A 20,439-nucleotide genomic window follows, 5' to 3' on the forward strand; every position below is an offset into this window, starting at 1 on the left:
TCTAATTGTTATTCCTTGAAAACCGTAATGCCATAGCTCACGATTGACGAAAAAAAGGCCGCTCTACACTACGTGATGATACGCCAGGATTCCACTTCTGTGGAATTAGCGGTTATAGTGGCATTATCGGGCGCAGGCGGAGAGCCTCACAGCCACCCTACGGAACCACAAAACAACGGGAGATGTTCATGACCTGGGAATACGCGCTAATTGGGCTAGTTGTCGGCATCATTATCGGCGCCGTCGCGATGCGTTTTGGCAATCGCAAATTACGCCAACAGCAGGCGCTGCAGTTTGAACTGGAAAAGAATAAAGCAGAGCTGGAAGAGTACCGCGAAGAGCTGGTAAGCCACTTTGCCCGGAGCGCAGAGCTGCTGGATAACATGGCGCATGATTACCGCCAGCTGTATCAGCATATGGCGAAAAGCTCCAGCAACCTACTGCCGGACAGCATGGCGGACGCCAATCCGTTCCGTAATCGTCTGGAAGAGTCTGAAGCGGGCAACGATCAGGCCCCGGTCCAGATGCCGCGCGATTACTCTGAAGGCGCATCCGGCCTGCTGCGCGGCGGCGTAAAGCGCGATTAATCCGCCAACACCAGTAAAAATATTTTCCGGGCGCACCCTCTGCGCCCGTTTCAACCTCTCATCCCAGCTACAATTTAGCTATTGCCCACATTGTTACCGGGCCGAAAATTCAATAACATCGGACCATTCGGGACGTTTCCCATACACCTCAGGTTACGAGAGCCAGCATCTAATGAATAAACAGACTTTGCTGTTAAGTGCGTTAGCGTTAAGCGTTGGGTTGTCGTTGTCCGCCTTACCTCCGGCAGCAGCGTCTTTACCGACACAGGTTCCCGGCCAGGGCGCGTTGCCAAGCCTCGCGCCGATGCTGGAAAAAGTGTTACCGGCGGTGGTGAGCGTACAGGTTGAGGGCACCGCGTCACCCGCGCAGAATATGCCGGAAGAGCTGAAGAAGTACTTTGGCGACAATGCGCCGCAAGAGCAGGCGCAGCCGTTTGAAGGCCTGGGTTCTGGGGTCATCATTGACGCGGCAAAAGGCTACGTGCTGACCAATAATCACGTGATTAATCAGGCGCAGAAAATCAGCGTCCAGCTTAACGATGGCCGCGAGCTCGATGCCAAACTGGTCGGCAGCGACGAGCAGAGCGATATCGCCCTGCTGCAGCTGTTAAAACCCAGTAATCTGACGCAAATCGCTATCGCCGACTCCGATAAGCTGCGGGTAGGCGATTTCGCCGTCGCCGTCGGTAACCCGTTTGGTCTGGGTCAGACCGCCACTTCCGGGATTATTTCAGCCCTTGGCCGCAGCGGCCTGAACCTTGAAGGGCTGGAGAACTTTATCCAGACCGATGCCTCGATTAACCGCGGCAACTCCGGCGGCGCGCTGCTGAACCTCAACGGCGAGCTGATTGGTATCAATACTGCAATTCTGGCCCCCGGCGGCGGCAGCGTCGGCATTGGCTTCGCGATCCCCAGCAATATGGCGAAAATCCTCTCCCAGCAGCTAATTCAATTTGGTGAAATCAAACGCGGCCTGCTGGGCATCAAAGGCATGGAAATGAGCGCGGATATCGCCAAAGCGATGAATCTCGACGTCCAGCGCGGCGCCTTCGTCAGCGAAGTGCTGCCAAATTCCGGGTCGGCCAAAGCGGGCATCAAATCTGGCGACGTTATCATCAGCCTGAACGGCAAGCCGCTCAACAGCTTCGCCGAACTGCGCTCCCGCATCGCCACGACCGAGCCGGGGACCAAGGTGAAACTGGGGCTCCTGCGCGAAGGAAAGCCCGTAGAAGTTGAAGTCACTCTCGACAAGAGCACCTCTTCTTCCGCCAGCGCCGAACTTATCGCGCCAGCACTGCAGGGCGCATCGTTAAGCGACGGTCAGATGAAAGACGGGACCAAAGGCGTCGTCATTGATAATGTCGATAAAGCTAGCCCTGCCGCCCAGGCGGGGCTGCATAAAGACGACATCATTATTGGCCTCAACCGCGAGCGCGTACGGTCCATTGCCGAACTGCGAAAAGTGCTTGAAAGCAAGCCGACGGTGATTGCGCTGAACGTCATTCGCGGCAGCGAAAGCATCTATCTGCTGCTACGTTAACTCGCCTTCCGGGCATCGCGTGCAGTGCGATGTCCGGACAAGACGTGTTATGCTGCGCCTGTCCATCCATCAACGATATCTGCATCATGCCTGGAAAGCTTTTACGTTCGATACTTATTGGTTTGATTGTCGGCGGTCTGCTGCTGGCCGTTATGCCTTCGTTGCGCCAGTGGCAGCTTTCGCCAACCACGCAATACGATAGCGCGGATGAATCCCCTGCCAGCTATAATTCCGCCGTTCGCCGCGCCGCCCCGGCGGTCGTGAACGTCTATAACCGCGCCCTCAACAGCACCAGCCATAACCAGCTAACGCTCGGTTCCGGTGTGATCATGGACCAGCGCGGCTATATCCTGACCAATAAGCACGTTATCAACGATGCCGATCAGATTATCGTGGCCCTACAGGATGGTCGGGTTTTTGAAGCGCTGCTGGTCGGCTCGGATACTCTCACCGATCTCGCGGTGTTAAAAATCAACGCCAGCGGCGGCCTGCCGGTCATTCCGATTAACCCGAAACGCGTGCCACATATCGGTGACGTCGTGTTGGCGATCGGCAACCCGTACAACCTTGGGCAAACCATTACCCAGGGCATTATCAGCGCCACTGGCCGTATCGGCCTGAACCCCACCGGACGCCAGAACTTCCTGCAGACCGACGCGTCAATCAACCACGGTAACTCAGGCGGCGCGCTGGTGAACTCGCTGGGTGAGCTGATGGGTATCAACACCCTGTCATTTGATAAAAGCAACGATGGCGAAACGCCGGAAGGGATCGGCTTTGCAATCCCTTTCCAACTGGCAACCAAGATTATGGATAAGCTGATCCGCGATGGCCGCGTTATTCGCGGTTATATTGGGATCAGCGGCCGCGAAATTGCGCCGCTGCATGCGCAGGGCGGCGGCGGCATCGATCAGCTGCAGGGGATTGTGGTGAATGATGTTGCGCCGGAAGGCCCGGCGGCCCAGGCAGGGATCCGCGCCAACGACGTCATTATTTCGGTTAACGACAAACCCGCCGTTTCCGCCCTGGAAACCATGGATCAGGTCGCAGAGATTCGCCCGGGCTCGGAAATTCCGGTGGTGATTATGCGCGATGATAAAAAAATTACGCTGCATATCGCCGTCCAGGAATATCCGGCGACCAATTAACAGGCTCCCCGCCAGGGGAGCGCCTTTCAATCAGCAAACAATGGCCCGGCCGGGAATTTCGCCAGAAACCCGGTCACGGCCAGCAGCGACCGCAGCCCGGGCCACGCAAACTGGCGCTCCCGCAGCTCGTCATCCAGCGTTATCAGCGCAAACTCGCCTTTATCTCCCAGAACGCCGCCCTGCCAGAGCAACCGCTGGGCCTGCTGCCGCGCCCAGGGGGAATCACTTTTCCAGGCCAGCAGATGCAGCAGCGCCTGCTGCAGGCAGATGCCATGTGAATGATTATCCCGCTGCAGCCGCCGGTAAACCGGTAGCGGTATGCTACGCACGGTATAGAAACCGCTGCGGATTTCGCTATCAACATCCGCCATGCCAGCACAAAACTGACCGGCCAAATCGCACAGACGATTGTGCGTCAGCGCCTGCCCCAGAGCATCCAGGCGACCGGCCGCCGCACACAGCAGCGCGTATCTTTGCCGCTCATGTGACAGCGAACCAGGCAGCGTCGGCACCGTTTCAAAAGCCCCGGCCTGCGCATGCCGTACGCCAGCATCATAACACTGGACAAAGAAATCATGGCTACCCTGAGCGATTGAGGGGTGTGCCAGCAAATTCAGCGCCGGTTGCAGCTGTTCGAGCTCATTGAGCGACGCCAGCATGTCATCCACGACCACGTCCTTTGTTGATGTCGACGCCCTGCAGCCAGGACGTAATGCTATGGTTTCATTCATCAAAGTCTCCTTATGGAAATTCCACGGCTCGCGCTGCGCTCAGACGGGCTACGGGTTTACAGTCATCTGCGATCCCGTAGCCCGGGCAGGCGCAACGCGCCGCCTCCGTGAAGAGCACAGAACTACATCGCCAGCACGTACTTGAGCATCACCCCGGCGGCAATCGCCGAGCCAATCACTCCCGCCACGTTCGGGCCCATCGCGTGCATCAGCAGGAAGTTCTGCGCATCCGACTCCAGCCCCACTTTGTTCGACACCCGCGCCGCCATCGGTACCGCCGACACGCCCGCCGAGCCAATCAGCGGGTTGATTTTGTGCTTACTGCACAGGTTCAGCAGCTTCGCCATCAGCACGCCCGCCGCCGTCCCCACGCAGAACGCAATCACCCCCAGCACCAGTATCCCCAGCGTCTGCGGCTGCAGGAACTTGTCCGCCACCAGCTTCGCCCCTACCGATAACCCGAGGAATATCGTCACGATATTTATCAGCCCGTTCTGCACCGTGTCGCTCAGGCGCTCCACCACCCCGCTCTCGCGCATCAGGTTGCCGAAGCAGAACATCCCCAGCAGCGGCGCCGCGTCCGGCAGCAGCAGCGCCACCAGCAGCAGCAGTACCGCCGGGAACAGAATCTTCTCCCGCTTACTCACCGTGCGCAGCTGCACCATGCGGATTTTCCGCTCCTTCTCGCTGGTCAGCGCCTTCATAATCGGCGGCTGGATTAACGGCACCAGCGCCATATACGAGTACGCCGCCACCGCGATGGCGCCCAGCAGCTCCGGCGCCAGTTTCCCGGAGAGGTAAATCGCCGTCGGCCCGTCCGCGCCGCCGATGATGCCGATGGCCGCCGCCTGCGGCAGGGTGAAGCTGATAATCCCGAAGTAGTTCAGCGTCAGCGCCCCGAGCACCGTGGCGAAGATGCCGAACTGTGCCGCCGCCCCCAGCAGCAGGGTCCTCGGGTTGGCCAGCAGCGGGCCGAAGTCGGTCATCGCCCCGACGCCCATAAATATCACCAGCGGGGCGATGCCCGAGCCGATGGCGACCTTATAAAAAATCGCCAGCACCCCGGCGGAGTAGCCCATATCCACGGCGAGGTCTTCCATCTGCCCCTGCACCGACGGCAGCGCCAGGGCCAGTGCCTCCTTGATGGCATGAACGTCCGGCGTACAGTTAAGCTTCGCCGCAATCACCGCCAGCTGCCCGGCGTCGTGATGGGCCAGCAGGCTCTCCAGGGCGGTCAGCGCCAGCCCGGCCTCGGGAATATTCGACAGCAGCCCGCCGAAGCCAATCGGCAGCAGCAGCAGCGGCTCGAACTTCTTCGCGATGGCCAGCCACAGCAGCAGCAGGCTCACCAGCAGCATGACGGCCTGGCCGCCGCCGAGGTGCATCAGCCCCATGCCCTGAATCAGGGCGTTCAGACTTTCCATTTCCGTTCCTCTTCCTTACGCCAGGGCCAGCAGGGTGTCGCCCACCGCGACCGCGTCCCCGGATTTCACCGCGATACCGCGCACGGTTCCGGCCTGCGCGGCGCGGATTTCGGTTTCCATCTTCATGGCCTCCAGAATCAGCAGTACGTCGCCCTCGGCCACGCTCTGGCCCTCGGTGGCCAGCACCTTCCAGATAGTGCCCGCCAGCGGCGCGGTCACCGGCGTACCGGCGCCTGCCGGGGCGGCAGCCTGAGCCGGGGCGGAAGGCGCCGCCGGAGCGGCCGCTGTCAGCGGGCTGATATCGCCGCCGTCGCTGACCTTCACCACAAAGGCTTTCCCTTCCACTTCCACGGTGTAGACGCCGGAAGCGGCGGCTTTCACCGGAGCGGCGGCAGGTTTTGCCTCTTCCGCCTGCGGCAGCGGCTCAAAGGCCGCCGGGTTATGGCGGTTCTCAAGGAACTTCAGGCCGACCTGCGGGAACAGCGCCACGGTGAGCACGTCGTCGATGGCGTTCTCCGCAAGCGTGATGCCCTTCTCCTGCGCCTGGCGCTTCACGTCGGCTTCCAGCTCCGCCAGCTCCGGCTTCAGCAGGTCCGCCGGGCGGCAGGTGATGGCTTCGGCGCCGTCCAGCACGCGGGCCTGTAATGCCGCGTTGACCGGCACCGGGGTGTGGCCGTACTCGCCCTTCAGAATGCCGGCGGTCTCCTTCGCAATGGTTTTGTAGCGCTCCCCGGTGAGGACGTTAAGCACCGCCTGGGTGCCGACAATCTGCGAGGTGGGGGTGACCAGCGGGATAAAGCCGAGGTCTTCGCGCACGCGGGGGATTTCCGCCAGCACCTCATCCAGACGGTGGGCGGCGTTCTGCTGCTTCAGCTGGCCTTCGAGGTTGGTGAGCATGCCGCCCGGCACCTGGGCCACGAGGATACGGCTGTCGGTGCCCTTCAGCTGGCCTTCGAAGGCGTGGTATTTTCTGCGCACTTCGCGGAAGTACGCGGCGATGCTCTCCAGCTCCAGGATATCCAGCCCGGTGTCATGCTCCGTTCCGGCCAGCGTCGCCACCAGCGCCTCGGTGGCCGGGTGGCCGTAGGTGGCGCTCATGGACGAGATGGCGGTATCGACGCCGTCGACGCCGGCCTCGATGGCCTTCAGCAGGGCCATCTCCGCCATCCCGGTGGTGGCGTGACAGTGCAGGTGCAGCTTCACGTCATAACGTTTTTTGATTTCACTCACCAGCTCAAAGGCGGCCATCGGGGTGAGAATGCCCGACATGTCTTTAATCGCAATGGAATCGACGCCGGTTTCCAGCAGCTGTTCGGTCAGGTCGAGCCAGGTCTGCAGGGTGTGAGCCGGGCTGGTGGTGTAGGAGAGCGTGCCCTGGGCGTGCGCGCCGTGGCTGCGCACCGCCTGCAGGGCGGCCTGCATATTGCGCGGGTCGTTCATGGCGTCGAAGACGCGGAACACGTCCATGCCGTTTTTGACGGCGCGTTCAACGAAGCGCTGCACCACGTCATCGGCGTAGTGGCGGTAGCCGAGCAGATTCTGGCCGCGGAGCAGCATCTGCAGCGGGGTCTTCGGCATGGCCTTTTTCAGTTCGCGCAGGCGGACCCAGGGGTCTTCGCCGAGGAAGCGGATGCAGGCGTCGAAGGTGGCGCCGCCCCAGCATTCGAGGGAGCCGTAGCCCACGTCGTCGAGCCGCGCGGCGACGGGGAGCATATCGTCGAGGCGCAGGCGGGTGGCAAAAAGGGACTGGTGGGCGTCGCGCAGGACGACATCGGTAATGGCAACGGTCATGGATTCCTCCGTGAATTAAGGGTTAAGGCGGCGATGGTGGTGAATAGCGGCGACAATTACCGGCTTTAAGCGGGCGAAGTCGTCAGCGGGCGCGGCGGCAGGTGTGGCCTTCGGCGCGGGAGCCGGTTCCGGGAAGAAGCGGTTGACGGCGGCGGACATGCTGCGGATGGCGAAAATCAGCAGGAACAGAAACGCCAGCACAAAGCCCATGCCGAGGCACATCAGGGTGAAGCCTTCACCCAGTAACAGTGCTGCATTAGTCATAAAATAGCCTTCAGGCAGGAGGCACGATAATGATGTTATTTATATCCATCGTCTTTCAAGTTGCTTCTTTGTTGGCTACGTTCGTTCACCCCAGCCACTTACTTGAGTAAGCTCCTGGGGATTCTCTCTCTTGCCGCCTCAAAGCAACTCGAAATCCATTGGGTATATAACGAAAATAATAAGGATGGAGTTCCCTGAACCGCCCCGGCCAGAATCCTTGTTTATTATCGCAATAAACGTATCGCCATCATTATCGTGCAATTCATATAACCCAGATTATTTGATAAAGCTTACGTTCTGGCATATTTCATCAGCGACGAGCTCTTTACGCTGGTTAAAAATAATTTTGTTCTGTTCGAACAGGTTATTTCCATGGGTATCAATAGAGACAATCAGCGGACCAAACTCTTTTACCCGGCATACCCATAGCGTTTCCGGCATTCCCAGATCGCGCCACTGCGCATCTTCGATCTCTTCCACGCACACCGCAGCCACTACCGCGCAACCGGCCGGGAATACGCAGTGCAGCGCTTTATGCTCCGCGCATCCCTCCTCGGTGCCTTTCCCCATGCCGCCTTTCCCAACAATTAATTTCACGCCGGTCTTTGCAATAAATTCTTTCTCGAATTTTTCCATGCGCATGCTGGTGGTCGGCCCAACGGAAACCATTTCAAACTTATCGTCCTCACCTTTAATCGGACGGACAATCGGTCCGGCGTGTAAAATAGCGCCACCGCTAACATCAACGGGTAATTCGCGCCCACCTTCAATTAAACGACGGTGCGCCACATCGCGACAGGTCACAATATGACCGTTGAGATAAATAATATCGCCCGCTTTAATATCGGCTAAATCTTCATTTTTAATCGGCGTCGTAAGGATTTTTTTAGTCATCAGAAATTCACTCCGCTGTGAGACGTAATGGTGTAGTTCAAGTCTTTATCAAAAACGATATGTCCTTTTCGGTGCGACCAGCAGCCGACGTTCACCGCCACCCCGATGGTGGAGGGATGGCGCGCGGTGTTTTCAATATTCACACCCATGACGGAGGTATTACCGGACATCCCCTGAGGCCCAAGGCCAATTTTGTTAATGCCGTCTTCCAGCATTTTTTCCAACGACGCCGCACGTTCATTCTCATTGTGCGAGCCTATAGGGCGCATCAGCGCTTTTTTCGACAGCAGCGCCGCCGTTTCAACGGAAGTCGCCACGCCCACGCCTACCAGCAGCGGTGGGCACGCGTTTAAACCGTAGCTGGTCATCACGTCGAGAACAAAGCGGGTAACGCCTTCATAACCCGCGCCCGGCATCAGCACCATCGCTTTCCCCGGCAGGGAACAGCCGCCGCCCGCCATATAGGTATAAATGCTGCACCGATCGGAATTGGGAACGATCTCCCAGAATACCGTCGGCGTACCTTTACCCACGTTTTTACCGGTGTTGTATTCATCAAAAGTCTCAACGCTGTTGTGGCGCAGCGGGGAATCCACGGTCGCTTTGATCACCGCTTCACGCAGCAGCGCTTCCAGTTCACCGATCAGCGGGAAGTTAGCCCCGCACTCCACCAGAAACTGAATCACGCCGGTATCCTGGCATGAAGGGCGATCCAGCTCTTTTGCCAGACGCTGGTTCTCAATCATGGTCGTAAAGATGACGTCGGCCAGTTTACTGGTCTCTTTCTTATGCAACTCTTCCAGTTTTACGGTGACATCATCAGGCAAGACTTTGCCGGTGTACCCCACAAATTTGGCCATAATATTGGTCATATGGGATATCTGTTCACTTTTGCTCATACAGGCTCCTTAGTCAGGACAGCTTCCGTTCATTACGGATGAAAAGGGAAAAGGATTGGCAGCAGAATCAGGCTGACAATGGTGGAAACGATAATCAGTGGGATGCCGGATTTGGCGTAGTCAACGAACTTATAGCCGCCTGCCGACAGCACCATCATGTTGGCAGGCATGCCGATTGGCGTGGCGTAGGCGCAAGAACTGCCAATAACCGTCGCCATTAGCACCGCACGAGGATCGGCGCCCATGCCCGCCGCAATCGACAGGCTCACCGGTACTAACAACGCGACGGTCGCGGTGTTGGACATGAAGTTAGTCATAATGATGGACAGCGCAAAGACCACCACCAGCAGCATAAACGGCGAAGAGTTTTGTCCCAGCAGGCCAATCACGTGATCCGCCACCAGTTTTCCCGCCCCGGTCATTTCCAGCGCTTTCGCCAGCGCCAGCGTGCCGCCGAAGATAAAAATAGTCTGAGAATCAATGGCTTTATAGGCCTGCTTTTCTGTAAGCACGCCGGTAACCACCAGCACCAGCGCGCCGATACAGCCCGCTACCGCAAGACTCACACCGGTCTGCTTTTCGAAAATCATGCCGAGGATCGTGGCGATCAGAACAACGAAAGAGAGGATTTGCTTCCAACGCGGAACGTGACTGTAATCGCGCTGTTCGCCGACGCTGCCAACTTCCCCACGGTTCGGGTGGTTGGGCAGGAATTTATAGCCGATGGTCAAGAAGTAAATAACGCCGCAAACCAGCATCGGTAAACCGAGTTTGGCATATTCAAAAAAGCCAAAACCGCTGCCAATATTCTGCAAAGCTGACTGCGCAATCAGGTTGCCCGGCGCGCCAATCAACGACAGGTTACCGCCGAGCGCGGCAGCGAAAACCAGCGGCATCAGCAGTCGGGAACGAGCAAAGCCTGATTTTGCCGCCACACCGATAACGACCGGGATCAGGACGGCTGCGGTACCGGTATTGGAGAGGAAACCGGACATCACGCCAACCACGACCATAATGGTAAAAATCAGCTGCTTTTCCGTTTTCGCGAAGCGAGTAATCACGCCCCCCACCTTATTCGCCATCCCGGTTTCAAATAGCGCCCCGCCGACGATAAACATGGCGACGAAGAGAATAACGTTGGTGTCGATAAAGCCGGCGAAAGCCTGCTTGAGATTGAGCACGCCGGTGAGAACCAGCGCGACGCAAACCACCATAGACGTGACCGCGAGCGGTATTTTTTCCCACACAAACATGGCGATAGCAAACACCAGCAAACATAGAGTAATGGTAATCGGTTCCATATTTATAGTTATCCCATCAATGATATATGATATTGTATCCAATATTGACGAGAGGGAAACTATTCCCATACAAAGACTAAGTCAATGCGTTTTTCACGAAAGAGTCAGGATTGCGATCTTTATCAAAATCCCGCAAAAGCAGTACCTTAGCGAAATTAATTTATGGAATGAATAGATAAGACGCCTGCAACGATCGTACAGGCGATTAGGTCAGGCCGAGGGCTCGCCGACATAGCGCGTCAGCATATTTTCCATCGAACGGATGATATGCTCGCGCATTAGCTGACGGGCCAACGCTTCATTATGCTGCTCCAGGGCCAGTAAAATCCCTTTATGCTCGCGTATGGAAATGATCGCGTACTCTTCCTCGGTGACCTTATGCCCCATCGAGAGCCCGTTCCACATATTGCTGAGCAGCAGCTTCATTTTGCCGTTTCCGGCCGCGTTCCATATCTCCATATGAAAAGCCTGATTGAGGTCAGAATATTCAGCTGAGTTATTTTCCGCCAACGCTTTTTCCGCAGCGTAATGAACTTCGGCAATGCGCGAAATGTCCGTCCCAGGGCGAGAAGCTTTAGCGACCGCTTCACTCTCCAGCAGCGCGCGAATCTCGTAATGCTCGCGAATCGTTTGTTCGTTAATCCCCAGCACAACCGCCCCTTTATTGGGGCGGACTTTAATCAGCCCATCCGCAGCCAGTATCTGAAATGCTTCACGCACGGGCATACTGGATACGCCAACCATACTGGCGATCCCTTCAAGGGTTATTTCTTGCCCTTCAACTAAATCTCGCGACAGTATCGCTTTACGTAAGACTGCCGCGACCTGCTCTTTCGCTGAAAGAAGCTTAATTTTCCCTAATCGAGGCTTCTGCACTTTCCCAATCCTTCATGTGTTGACGCATTATTTCTGCCAGAGAGAGGAAATAACGCTGCGTTTCCTGCGCGATCTCGGCGCGATCGCCTTGATGGATAGCATCCATCAGAGAACTGAGTATTTGCGCCGACTCCTGATTATCCTCTTTCAGATACAGAATGACATAGCCGATATAACCATCTAAAAACTGCTGATAAATTTTTTCCAGATAGCGGTTATCAATATAAGAAATAAGCGCCTGATGAAACGCCAGCTCCCGAATCCTTTCACCAGGAAGCCCCAACTCTCGCGCTCTCGTAGCCAGCGACTCGCCTGCCGACGCGGGCACCAGTGAAAAAAGCGCCGTTGCCATCGCCGCAATGGCCTGGAAAATATGGCTGATGTGGTCAGGTTCCAGCCGAGAGACCTGCATATGGCGGTTTGGCAAGCGCACCAGAAACCCTTCCTGCTCCAGGGCCTGTAACGCTTCACGAACCGGCATACGAGAAAGCCCCAGCTGTTCCGCAATACTCTCCTGCGCGAGCTCATCCCCCGACTTCATACTGCCGGAAAGGATCTCGTAACGGATCATTTGAGTAATTTGGTCCCTGGTCTGCTTTCTTTCAATTTTTTTCACGACGTCCTCGTTTGTTGCCGCTCAAGACGCGGGGAGTTTAGCAGATTTACCAGCAGGTTGAGTCATTCAGGGGCGGGAGAAAGGCATAAAAAAGCCGGAACCCAGGCTCCGGCTTCTCTTTTAATGAAGCGTTATTTATTCACAAAGTCTTCGCCAAGGGCGATATCTTTCTTCAACGTATCCAGCATCCCCTCCAGCGCCTGCTGCTCAAACGCGCTCAGTTTACCGATAGACTGACGCTGCTCTACGCCATTTTTACCTAACAGCAACGGCTGAGAGAAGAAGCGGGCATATTGGCCATCACCTTCAACATAGGCGCATTCCACCACGCCTTTCTCTCCCTGCATGGCACGAACTAAAGAGAGACCGAATCGCGCGGCGGCCTGCCCCATTGATAGCGTTGCTGAGCCACCACCGGCTTTTGCTTCAACAACTTCAGTACCAGCGTTTTGAATGCGTTTAGTCAAATCCGCCACTTCCTGATCGCTGAAGCTGACACCCGGAATTTGTGACAATAAAGGAAGAATAGTCACACCGGAGTGGCCGCCAATAACCGGAACCTCAACGTCTGACGAAGATTTGCCTTTTAGTTCAGCGACAAAGGTATTCGAGCGGATAATATCCAGCGTCGTGACGCCAAACAGCTTGTTCTTATCGTAAACACCGGCTTTTTTCAGCACTTCTGCGGCAATCGCCACGGTGGTGTTCACCGGGTTGGTGATAACCCCGACGCAGGCCTGCGGGCAGGTTTTGGCGATTTGCTGTACCAGATTTTTCACAATACCGGCATTAACGTTGAATAAATCGGAGCGATCCATTCCGGGCTTACGCGCTACGCCCGCGGATATCAGCACCACATCAGCACCTTCCAGCGCAGGGGTGGCGTCTTCGCCGGAAAAACCTTTGATTTTTACATCGGTAGGGATATGGCTAAGATCAACCGCCACGCCCGGTGTTACCGGAGCGATGTCGTACAACGAGAGTTCTGAACCTGAAGGCAGTTGGGTCTTAAGTAGTAGGGCAAGCGCCTGGCCGATTCCACCAGCGGCGCCGAGGACTGCAACTTTCATCCTAAACTCCTTATTATGGTTAAAATAGTCTTTCGTTACTCCGTCGCCTGGACCTTAATTCACAAGATGAACAATTACAATAATTATGGCTGAAGAATGCGTGGTCGTGCGCAGCGATGCAGCAGCTTCGCATTTTCCTCCCTGAGACTGACCATCCAGCAAAGCGTAGTACCGGATCGACTATTGGTTACAATACACCCAGCGCATTGAGCAGAACAACATCATTTAATAACATTTCATTTACTTTTGTAGCAATTTGCGCGCCGTGACGAAAGCATGTTCCTTATTAGGGTTTTTTGCTAAAATATGCGCCCTTCATAACATTATTTACGCTTCTCCCCTGCGGATTATTTGCATAAAAATGCATGTTTATGCATAATGATGTTGTTTTTACCACCATAATTGGGTGACTTATGCGTAGTTCGGCAAAACAAGAAGAACTGGTTAAGGCGTTTAAAGCGCTGCTTAAAGAAGAAAAATTCAGCTCTCAAGGTGAAATCGTACAGGCTCTGCAAGAGGAAGGCTTCGATAATATCAACCAATCGAAAGTCTCACGTATGCTCACTAAGTTTGGCGCCGTACGCACGCGTAACGCCAAAATGGAAATGGTTTACTGCCTGCCCGCCGAGCTTGGCGTCCCGACGACCTCCAGCCCGCTAAAAAACCTGGTGCTGGATATCGACTATAACGATTCGGTCGTGGTTATTCATACCAGCCCAGGCGCAGCGCAGCTGATCGCCCGGCTTCTGGACTCCCTGGGCAAAGCTGAAGGTATTCTCGGCAGCATTGCCGGTGATGACACTATCTTTACCACCCCGGCCAGGGGTTTTACCGTTAAAGAGCTGCATGACGCCATTCTCGTTCTGTTTGAGCAGGAACTCTGATCGCCTCCCCTCTGGTTAACGCCAGAGGGTATCCCTTCAAAAAATTATCATTTCTTTAACATTTTGTGTGTTTTTCCGTTTCTATACATTCATTTACGTGATGAAACCCACTTAAGCGCACAAAAGATCAAATTCATATAACCTCATGATTTTATTAATCATAATCGCCTAACCTGGCAAGATTGTGACATTTCTAATTCTTATACGTTATAAAAAAGACATTTCTTTGTAATTATTTACATGAAAAACAATTAGCAAGGTATTAATATTTTCAGTGATTAGTGTATACTTGATTTTGTGATGAGGGTCACGAAACAAAGACCCCCAACAAAAAGATTCGACGAGGTGAACATCATGAAAATCAAAACCACTGTAGCAGCATTAAGCATCCTTTCCGTTCTGTCTTTCGGCGCCTTCGCCGCTGACTCTATCAACAGCGAACAGGCTCAAGGCCGTCAGGCAATCGGCACCGTTTCCGTCGGCGCGGTAAGTTCTTCCCCGATGGATATGCACGAAATGCTGAACAAGAAAGCACAAGAAGAAGGTGCTTCTTCATACCGCATTATTGAAGCACGTACCGGTGACCACTGGCACGCAACGGCTGAGCTTTATAAATAAGATTTAACGATTGTCGGTCATTAACTGAAACAGAATCTCTCCAGCGGCCCCAGGTTTATTAAGCCTCCCGCCGCTGCAAATATTAAGGTTGGAGAAAAGATTATGAAAAGCGCAATTATCATCGCATCCCTGGGTCTGGCTTCCGTTCTCTCTTTCGGCGCAAACGCTGCCGTCAATCAAGTGAATGCTGAACAGGCGCAAAATCTGCAGTCCATGGGCACCGTTTCCGTTTCTCAGGTAGGCAGCGCGCCGATGGATATGCGCCAGGAACTGGCGGCTAAAGCTGAAAAAGAAGGCGCCAGCAGCTACCGAATTATTGAAGCCCGTACCGGCGATAGCTGGCACGCTACGGCTGAGCTGTACAAATAAACCCTCGTCGTCTTATCCGACGACTTGCCCCCGCTCTGTCGGGGGCTTTTTTACGACTGCCGCACATTAAAACGAAGCTCCCCTTCCAGCTCTTCTTCCGCTTCATCAAATAGCAATATTATCGCGCCAAAGCGCCGTCGCTGATTATCGCTTAAATGAATAAACTCAATCTCTAGCGGCAGGGGCAGCAGCCCTGCGGTCACCGCTTCCCACAGCGAATCCAGGTTGTTCACTTTCTCACGCGTTAAGCCAAAGGTACGTGAAAACTCACGATAAAAATCCTGCTGTTCAGCTATTTCATCAAAATCAAAGGTATAGGTAGTCATTGCCCGCATCCTGTCCACACCTGCAACTTTTCATAGCCCGGTCATCCCGGCGTGTAGTTCCACTCTGACGGTAGAATTCATACTCAGACAATTAAGTATAGCGATAAAAAAACCGACGCTTCAGGCGTCGGTTCTGGCGGCTAGCTATTGGTTAATACATGCTGGTACTTATGCAGCATCGCCACCAGCCTTCGCACCGGCTCGGTCACCTGCGGAGAGGCTTCCCAGAGCTGTAATTTTTGCTGGTAAATATCCAGCTCATTAAGCAGGCGGGCAAAATAGTAGCGGCGCTTATCATCGCTACTGGCGGAAATGACGCGATCCGCCGTACGACGCAACTGCCGGTGGAATACCGACAGGTCGTCATTTATCGGTACTGGCGCGTCGCGCAGGCGCTGATGCGCAATAATCAGGGTCAGCGCCAGACGAAAGCGTGCGATATCGCCGGGAAATTTATTCAGCAACAAAAAGAGCTGGCGATACAGGGCCGGCAAATGGTTTTCCTTTCGTCGCGCCGTATTGGTGGTCAGCGATGATACCGCCGCCGAGACAAACTGGTTGAGCAACACGCGACCGGTGCGAGCCTGAGAGTTATCGCGAACCAGTAAAATCACCATCAGCGCGAGGAAACACCCCACGATCTGGCCTAAGGCGCTATCCAGAAATTGGTTGAATTGAAACTTCATCGGATTATCCAGCACCAGAATATTAATGGTGCTGGCCAGCGCCCCCAGCGAACCCAACCGCCGCTTTTGCACCTCGATACCGATAAAAAATGCCATCACCGCCAGGCTGATACACAGCAGCAGCATACTTTGCTGAGTCGCGGGCATAATCACGAGGAAAAACAGCGCCCCCAACGGTAATGCCGCCAACGTGCCGTAGAGGAAATCGATAGCCACCATTCGCGGATTAGGCAAACGCATCGCTAAGGCAGTGACAACTGCGATCATCACCATCGCCCCGCTACCTGAAGTCCAGCCGGTCCACAGCCAGAACAGCGTACCGAGGATGCAGGAGATCGACGTACGCCAGAAGTTGACCATCGCATGATGTCGCTCGGCGGATTCCGCCTTCACCACCACTTCACCTTGCAGCACTTCCGCTTCAATACGGCTGATTTTGGTATTGCCAACCACGCCCCGCTTCAAAAGTAGATAGCGCGTCGCAGCCCCGACCCAGCTGTAGATCGTCACCGGCGTATTGTGCTCTCCCTTCCAGGTTAAAAAGCGGCGCATCCGCTTTAACTGGCGGTGCACGTCCTGCACGGTCTCAACCGGTTCAGCGAACAGCTCGCGGTAGTCATCGGTGACCATCTCAGGCCGGGTATTCTGAATCAAATAGGTTTCACAGGCCTGGGTAATTAAGGTCAAAGAGAGGGTATTGATCGCCTTCAGCCGCTGGTTCACTTTTGCCCAGCGCGAGGACTCCATAATTAAGTTTCCGCGCATCCCTTCCAGCCCGTTGGTGCGGCGAACCAGCGCGCTCCAGGCCTTATCGACTTCGTCTTTATCGGCATACGCCACGCAAAGCTGCATCAGGCGGTATTGATCGATCAGCAGGTTATCCAGCTCAAGGTCGATCTCTTTTTTAATCGACCGCGGCGAAAATAGCAGGTCGGCCACGATAGCGCTGACGATACCAACAACAATTTCACTGCACCGTTCGACGGCGAACTGCGGCGCCAGCATCGGCTCTTCGTGGATAGTGATAATAATGATAAGCGCGGTATAGCCCGCCAGGCCCCAGGCATAGGAGTTCTCAACCCGCACCAGAGAGGAGATCCAGGTACAGAACCCTGCCCACAGGCAGCAGACCAGCACCATCAGCAGCGGGGCGCGGATCATCAGGATGATAATCGCCAGCGCGGCGATACAGCCGATAAAGGTACCGACAATACGCAGCATCCCGCGATAGCGGATAGCCCCGGAGTAAGGCTCTCCGCCGGCGGCAAACGCCGGGCCGGCGGCCACGATGGCCGCGGTAAGCACCGCCCAGCGCGGTGTTTCCAGCTGAAAGTGAAAACCGACGAATAACGCCAGCACCACCGCACAGGCTAATTTAATGGCAAAGCGGAGATGCCGGGGTTCGATGGTGAAAATCCCCATGGCGATTAACCGAACTCACGCAGGCGCATCGCCAGTTTCTGGAAGAAACTTGTCCGGCTGGAATCGCGGTCGTCTTTACCAGTAATCACCACCGTCGCCGTCGTCCCGGCCGGCCAGAGATTACCTTGCTGCTGGTCAAGGTGAATACGTACCGGCACCCGCTGTGCCAGGCGTACCCATTCAAGATTAGAGTCAATAGAGGCCAGCCCTTTCGTATCGCTACTGCTGCTGGCATTGGTCACCCCAGCAGCAATGCTGTCGACGGTGCCTTTAAGGGTTTGCACGCTTCCCAGCGGGGTAATTTCGGCGCGGAAGCCAGGACGCACGCCCTCAAGCTTGGTCTCTTCCAGGTAGGCCATCACATAGAAGGTATTCTGCTTGACCAGCGCAACCGCGGTAGAACCGCGGGTGATAAACTCGCCGCTGTAGACGTTCAGGTTCGTCACCCAGCCATCAGCCGGAGCGTGAATGACCGTGCGTTCAAGATCAAGCTTCGCCAGATCGCGACTCGCGATCGCTTTTGCCAACTGATGCTCAACGGTTTGCAGAACGTTATTCGCCTGGTCAATCTCCTCCCGGGACATGGCCTGGACGCCAAGGCGGTTACGACGGCCGGCTTCAACGCGCTTCTCCTGCGCCAGAGTCTGGTAATAGGAGACATCGGCTTCAGCCTCAGCTAAGGCTTTCTGGTAACGCGGCTGATCAATGACGAACAAAACCTGGTCTTTCTTAACCAGTTGGTTATCCTTGATATTCACCTGCGTAATCAGGCCGGAAACATCGGGAGCGATGGCCACAATATCCGCACTAAAGCGCGCATCGCGCGTCCAGGGCGAGGCGGTGTAATACACCCATGCGCGAAAAATCGCCAAAAATGCCAGGATAACCAGTATCACAGTGATTGCGGTACGGAGGATATTTCTTGTTAGTGTTTTCACATCTACCTCAAACGAACAAACGCGATATCAGATAAAACAGGCAGCAATAGAGCGCGGTATTAAACAGTGCCGGATGCCAGACAAAATCATAGATGCCGGTCGGAACCAGCAGGCGATGCACCAGCCAGAAGATGGCGAGCGACAACAGCAACTCAAAGAAGATCGGCGGAAACGACAAGCCGAAAATCACAATGACAGGAAACAGACTCATGATGACCTTGATAAGAAGCGTACAGGTGATATGCGCGATGCGTTTATTATTAAGCTAACTATATAGTAACGTAACAATTGCGGTCTTATCTATAATGTGTGATCTAAATCACTTTTAAGCCAGAGTGAATAATGGAACGATTAAAACGCATGTCCGTTTTTGCCAGAGTGGTGGAATTAGGTTCATTTACCGCCGCGGCCCGCCAGCTCCAGATGAGCGTTTCTTCCATCAGCCAGACGGTAGCCAAACTGGAAGATGAGCTACAGGTTAAGCTACTCAACCGCAGTACGCGCAGCCTGGGCTTAACAGAAGCGGGAAAAATATATTATCAAGGCTGTCGGCGGATGCTGTTCGAAGTCCAGGATGTCCATGAACAGCTATACGCGTTTAACAATACGCCCATCGGTACGCTGCGCATCGGCTGTTCTTCAACTATGGCACAGAATGTCCTGGCTCGCATAACCGCCGATATGCTCAAAGAGCACCCGGGGCTCTCCATAAACCTGGTCACCGGCATCCCGGCGCCGGACCTGATCGCGGACGGTCTGGACGTGGTGATTCGCGTGGGAGCGCTGCAGGACTCCAGCCTCTTTTCCCGCCGTCTGGGCTCTATGCCAATGGTGCTCTGTGCGGCGAAAAGCTATCTCCAGCACGCCGGATGTCCGGAAAAGCCGGCGGATCTCGCCAGCCACTCCTGGCTGGAATACAGCGTCCGGCCGGATAACGAATTTGAAATCATCGCTCCGGAAGGCATTTCAACCAAGCTGATCCCTCAGGGCAGATTCGTCACTAACGATCCGATGACGCTGGTGCGCTGGCTGACGGCAGGCGTCGGCGTAGCTTACGTTCCGCTGATGTGGGCGATCGAAGAGATCAACCGCGGCGAACTGGAGATCCTGCTGCCGAGCTACCAGTCCGATCCGCGACCGGTATACGCTCTGTATACCGAGAAAGATAAGCTGCCGCTGAAGGTACAGGTATGCATTAATTACCTGACCGAGTATTTCGTCGGGGTGGCAAATATTTACCAGGGTATGCACGGTCGGGGAATAGCCCGCTAGCGTCCAGAGCCTGCGAAAAAGGGTAATAACGCATTATCAGGCCCGGCATCGGAAATAATCTGCGTCACGTCGCGGAGATTGCCGATGTTCACCTCGCCGGAGCGATGAAATTTGCTTTTGTCGATTAACAATAGCGACTGTGCCGCCCGTTTCAGGAGCAGCGATTTGTAAGCGGCATTATTGGCGCTGGAATCCCAGAGAACGCCGTCGTTATCGATCCCCTCGCAGGAAAAAATGAACAGATCGATCTCCAGCGATTTGACCTGCGATAACAGCGCAGGGTTAACGTAATAGCCATATTGACGCTGAAGCTGACCACCGGCGCTGATCAGCTGGATCCGTTCACGGCGGCCCAGCTCTACGCAAACCGGGTGGCTATTGGTAAACACCGTCAGGTTAATATTCGGTAGCTGACGCGCCAGAAACCAGCAGGTTGAGCTCGCATCCAGCGCGATCGTCATGCCTTCATCAATCCACGCCAGCGCGGTACGGGCAATATCAGATTTATGGGCATAATGGCTTTTCACGCGGCTATGAAACGGCTTCTCGCCACTGTGATTATCGCGCAGGAGAACGCGCGCCTGCCCGTGGCTACGCTGAATACTCCCCTGTTTCTGCAGCTCGCTCAAATCGCGACGAACGGTCTCGATGCTGACCTGCAGAAGCTGGGATAACGCTTCAGTGGTTAGGGTGCGGTGCTGACTGAGTAACTCGACTATCTGCTGCTGACGCGCGGCTTTCATCGCGACCCCGCGGAGGTGATGTGCGCTTTCGCCGCGAGCG

General features: G+C 55.2%; 22 protein-coding genes. 7 read left to right on the forward strand and 15 right to left on the reverse strand.

From position 1 onward, the window contains the following. Nucleotides 1-188 precede the first annotated feature (188 nt). From zapG to degS, 3 genes are all read left to right on the forward strand, one after another. Nucleotides 189-587 carry a Z-ring associated protein ZapG gene (zapG, locus tag KCG39_RS15775; RefSeq protein WP_004125749.1) on the forward strand — a complete coding sequence of 133 codons (399 nt, stop codon included), beginning with the start codon at nt 189-191 and terminating at the stop codon, nt 585-587. A 172-nt stretch (nt 588-759) separates the two neighbouring features. After that, complete coding sequence (gene degQ / locus KCG39_RS15780; RefSeq protein WP_142468338.1) at nt 760-2,127, forward strand: serine endoprotease DegQ; 1,368 nt, start codon at nt 760-762, stop codon at nt 2,125-2,127. An 86-nt stretch (nt 2,128-2,213) separates the two neighbouring features. Then, entirely contained in the window at nt 2,214-3,275 is a 1,062-nt protein-coding gene (degS, locus tag KCG39_RS15785; RefSeq protein ID WP_004125755.1) for an outer membrane-stress sensor serine endopeptidase DegS, read from the forward strand. A 26-nt stretch (nt 3,276-3,301) separates the two neighbouring features. Here degS and KCG39_RS15790 read toward each other — a convergent pair whose 3' ends face one another. From KCG39_RS15790 to mdh, 10 genes are all read right to left on the reverse strand, one after another. Continuing rightward, nucleotides 3,302-4,006, reverse strand: coding sequence for a triphosphoribosyl-dephospho-CoA synthase (locus tag KCG39_RS15790; protein ID WP_004125759.1), 705 nt, complete (start codon nt 4,004-4,006; stop codon nt 3,302-3,304). Between the two features lie 122 nt (nt 4,007-4,128). Further along, nucleotides 4,129-5,430 carry an oxaloacetate decarboxylase subunit beta gene (locus tag KCG39_RS15795; protein WP_004125763.1) on the reverse strand — a complete coding sequence of 434 codons (1,302 nt, stop codon included), beginning with the start codon at nt 5,428-5,430 and terminating at the stop codon, nt 4,129-4,131. A gap of 15 nt (nt 5,431-5,445) precedes the next feature. After that, the gene (oadA, locus tag KCG39_RS15800) at nt 5,446-7,221 is read right to left on the reverse strand and encodes a sodium-extruding oxaloacetate decarboxylase subunit alpha (RefSeq protein WP_142468337.1); all 1,776 of its coding nucleotides are present in this window, start codon (nt 7,219-7,221) and stop codon (nt 5,446-5,448) included. A 15-nt stretch (nt 7,222-7,236) separates the two neighbouring features. Beyond that, complete coding sequence (locus tag KCG39_RS15805) at nt 7,237-7,485, reverse strand: oxaloacetate decarboxylase subunit gamma (RefSeq protein ID WP_123828720.1); 249 nt, start codon at nt 7,483-7,485, stop codon at nt 7,237-7,239. Nucleotides 7,486-7,761: 276 nt separating this feature from the next. Continuing rightward, entirely contained in the window at nt 7,762-8,379 is a 618-nt protein-coding gene (gene ttdB / locus KCG39_RS15810; RefSeq protein WP_049114911.1) for a L(+)-tartrate dehydratase subunit beta, read from the reverse strand. Beyond that, nucleotides 8,379-9,278, reverse strand: a complete 900-nt coding sequence (gene ttdA / locus KCG39_RS15815) for a L(+)-tartrate dehydratase subunit alpha (protein WP_004125775.1) — start codon at nt 9,276-9,278, stop codon at nt 8,379-8,381. The genes ttdB and ttdA overlap by 1 nt, the downstream gene beginning before the upstream one ends. Nucleotides 9,279-9,310: 32 nt before the next feature. After that, nucleotides 9,311-10,579, reverse strand: a complete 1,269-nt coding sequence (locus KCG39_RS15820; RefSeq protein WP_004125778.1) for an SLC13 family permease — start codon at nt 10,577-10,579, stop codon at nt 9,311-9,313. 210 nt (nt 10,580-10,789) lie between these two features. Continuing rightward, the gene (locus KCG39_RS15825) at nt 10,790-11,455 is read right to left on the reverse strand and encodes a GntR family transcriptional regulator (protein ID WP_087829073.1); all 666 of its coding nucleotides are present in this window, start codon (nt 11,453-11,455) and stop codon (nt 10,790-10,792) included. Further along, nucleotides 11,427-12,071, reverse strand: a complete 645-nt coding sequence (locus KCG39_RS15830) for a GntR family transcriptional regulator (RefSeq protein WP_142446447.1) — start codon at nt 12,069-12,071, stop codon at nt 11,427-11,429. The genes KCG39_RS15825 and KCG39_RS15830 overlap by 29 nt, the downstream gene beginning before the upstream one ends. A gap of 131 nt (nt 12,072-12,202) precedes the next feature. Continuing rightward, complete coding sequence (gene mdh / locus KCG39_RS15835) at nt 12,203-13,141, reverse strand: malate dehydrogenase (protein ID WP_004125793.1); 939 nt, start codon at nt 13,139-13,141, stop codon at nt 12,203-12,205. A gap of 413 nt (nt 13,142-13,554) precedes the next feature. Here mdh and argR point away from each other — a divergent pair, with 413 nt between their 5' ends. From argR to yhcN-B, 3 genes are all read left to right on the forward strand, one after another. Beyond that, nucleotides 13,555-14,025 carry a transcriptional regulator ArgR gene (gene argR, locus KCG39_RS15840; RefSeq protein WP_004106225.1) on the forward strand — a complete coding sequence of 157 codons (471 nt, stop codon included), beginning with the start codon at nt 13,555-13,557 and terminating at the stop codon, nt 14,023-14,025. A gap of 354 nt (nt 14,026-14,379) precedes the next feature. Continuing rightward, on the forward strand, nt 14,380-14,643 hold the full coding sequence (gene yhcN, locus KCG39_RS15845; protein WP_004106226.1) for a peroxide/acid stress response protein YhcN: 264 nt from the start codon (nt 14,380-14,382) through the stop codon (nt 14,641-14,643). Nucleotides 14,644-14,745: 102 nt separating this feature from the next. Then, nucleotides 14,746-15,012 carry a DUF1471 family stress response protein YhcN-B gene (yhcN-B, locus tag KCG39_RS15850; protein ID WP_049114908.1) on the forward strand — a complete coding sequence of 89 codons (267 nt, stop codon included), beginning with the start codon at nt 14,746-14,748 and terminating at the stop codon, nt 15,010-15,012. A 50-nt stretch (nt 15,013-15,062) separates the two neighbouring features. On the opposite strand, the gene KCG39_RS15855 is transcribed toward yhcN-B, so the two are convergent. The 4 genes from KCG39_RS15855 to aaeX all read right to left on the reverse strand — a co-directional run bounded on the left by KCG39_RS15855 (nt 15,063) and on the right by aaeX (nt 18,595). Continuing rightward, complete coding sequence (locus KCG39_RS15855) at nt 15,063-15,338, reverse strand: barstar family protein (RefSeq protein ID WP_004125798.1); 276 nt, start codon at nt 15,336-15,338, stop codon at nt 15,063-15,065. Nucleotides 15,339-15,478: 140 nt separating this feature from the next. Next, entirely contained in the window at nt 15,479-17,446 is a 1,968-nt protein-coding gene (gene aaeB / locus KCG39_RS15860; RefSeq protein ID WP_142467985.1) for a p-hydroxybenzoic acid efflux pump subunit AaeB, read from the reverse strand. Between the two features lie 5 nt (nt 17,447-17,451). Next, nucleotides 17,452-18,384: a p-hydroxybenzoic acid efflux pump subunit AaeA gene (gene aaeA, locus KCG39_RS15865; RefSeq protein ID WP_142446448.1), complete on the reverse strand. Its 933-nt coding sequence runs from the start codon at nt 18,382-18,384 to the stop codon at nt 17,452-17,454. Nucleotides 18,385-18,391: 7 nt separating this feature from the next. Further along, entirely contained in the window at nt 18,392-18,595 is a 204-nt protein-coding gene (gene aaeX, locus KCG39_RS15870; RefSeq protein ID WP_002918640.1) for a p-hydroxybenzoic acid efflux pump operon protein AaeX, read from the reverse strand. A gap of 131 nt (nt 18,596-18,726) precedes the next feature. On the opposite strand from aaeX, the gene aaeR reads away from it, so the two are divergent. Continuing rightward, the gene (gene aaeR / locus KCG39_RS15875; protein ID WP_004125810.1) at nt 18,727-19,656 is read left to right on the forward strand and encodes an HTH-type transcriptional activator AaeR; all 930 of its coding nucleotides are present in this window, start codon (nt 18,727-18,729) and stop codon (nt 19,654-19,656) included. Here aaeR and fucR read toward each other — a convergent pair. Beyond that, the gene (gene fucR / locus KCG39_RS15880) at nt 19,653-20,399 is read right to left on the reverse strand and encodes an L-fucose operon activator (RefSeq protein WP_004125812.1); all 747 of its coding nucleotides are present in this window, start codon (nt 20,397-20,399) and stop codon (nt 19,653-19,655) included. The two genes, aaeR and fucR, sit on opposite strands and share 4 nt — an antisense overlap. Nucleotides 20,400-20,439: the final 40 nt, after the last annotated feature.

This window comes from Klebsiella pasteurii (assembly GCF_018139045.1).
GTDB classification, from domain to species: Bacteria; Pseudomonadota; Gammaproteobacteria; order Enterobacterales; family Enterobacteriaceae; genus Klebsiella; species Klebsiella grimontii.

Bases quoted from the DNA above. Each gene is read 5' to 3' on its own strand.
- zapG (WP_004125749.1), top strand. From the start codon at position 189: ATGACCTGGGAATACGCGCTAATTGGGCTAGTTGTCGGCATCATTATC.
- degQ (WP_142468338.1), top strand. From the start codon at position 760: ATGAATAAACAGACTTTGCTGTTAAGTGCGTTAGCGTTAAGCGTTGGG.
- degS (WP_004125755.1), top strand. From the start codon at position 2,214: ATGCCTGGAAAGCTTTTACGTTCGATACTTATTGGTTTGATTGTCGGC.
- KCG39_RS15790 (WP_004125759.1), bottom strand. From the start codon at position 4,006: ATGAATGAAACCATAGCATTACGTCCTGGCTGCAGGGCGTCGACATCA.
- KCG39_RS15795 (WP_004125763.1), bottom strand. From the start codon at position 5,430: ATGGAAAGTCTGAACGCCCTGATTCAGGGCATGGGGCTGATGCACCTC.
- oadA (WP_142468337.1), bottom strand. From the start codon at position 7,221: ATGACCGTTGCCATTACCGATGTCGTCCTGCGCGACGCCCACCAGTCC.
- KCG39_RS15805 (WP_123828720.1), bottom strand. From the start codon at position 7,485: ATGACTAATGCAGCACTGTTACTGGGTGAAGGCTTCACCCTGATGTGC.
- ttdB (WP_049114911.1), bottom strand. From the start codon at position 8,379: ATGACTAAAAAAATCCTTACGACGCCGATTAAAAATGAAGATTTAGCC.
- ttdA (WP_004125775.1), bottom strand. From the start codon at position 9,278: ATGAGCAAAAGTGAACAGATATCCCATATGACCAATATTATGGCCAAA.
- KCG39_RS15820 (WP_004125778.1), bottom strand. From the start codon at position 10,579: ATGGAACCGATTACCATTACTCTATGTTTGCTGGTGTTTGCTATCGCC.
- mdh (WP_004125793.1), bottom strand. From the start codon at position 13,141: ATGAAAGTTGCAGTCCTCGGCGCCGCTGGTGGAATCGGCCAGGCGCTT.
- argR (WP_004106225.1), top strand. From the start codon at position 13,555: ATGCGTAGTTCGGCAAAACAAGAAGAACTGGTTAAGGCGTTTAAAGCG.
- yhcN (WP_004106226.1), top strand. From the start codon at position 14,380: ATGAAAATCAAAACCACTGTAGCAGCATTAAGCATCCTTTCCGTTCTG.
- yhcN-B (WP_049114908.1), top strand. From the start codon at position 14,746: ATGAAAAGCGCAATTATCATCGCATCCCTGGGTCTGGCTTCCGTTCTC.
- KCG39_RS15855 (WP_004125798.1), bottom strand. From the start codon at position 15,338: ATGACTACCTATACCTTTGATTTTGATGAAATAGCTGAACAGCAGGAT.
- aaeB (WP_142467985.1), bottom strand. From the start codon at position 17,446: ATGGGGATTTTCACCATCGAACCCCGGCATCTCCGCTTTGCCATTAAA.
- aaeX (WP_002918640.1), bottom strand. From the start codon at position 18,595: ATGAGTCTGTTTCCTGTCATTGTGATTTTCGGCTTGTCGTTTCCGCCG.
- aaeR (WP_004125810.1), top strand. From the start codon at position 18,727: ATGGAACGATTAAAACGCATGTCCGTTTTTGCCAGAGTGGTGGAATTA.
- fucR (WP_004125812.1), bottom strand. From the start codon at position 20,399: ATGAAAGCCGCGCGTCAGCAGCAGATAGTCGAGTTACTCAGTCAGCAC.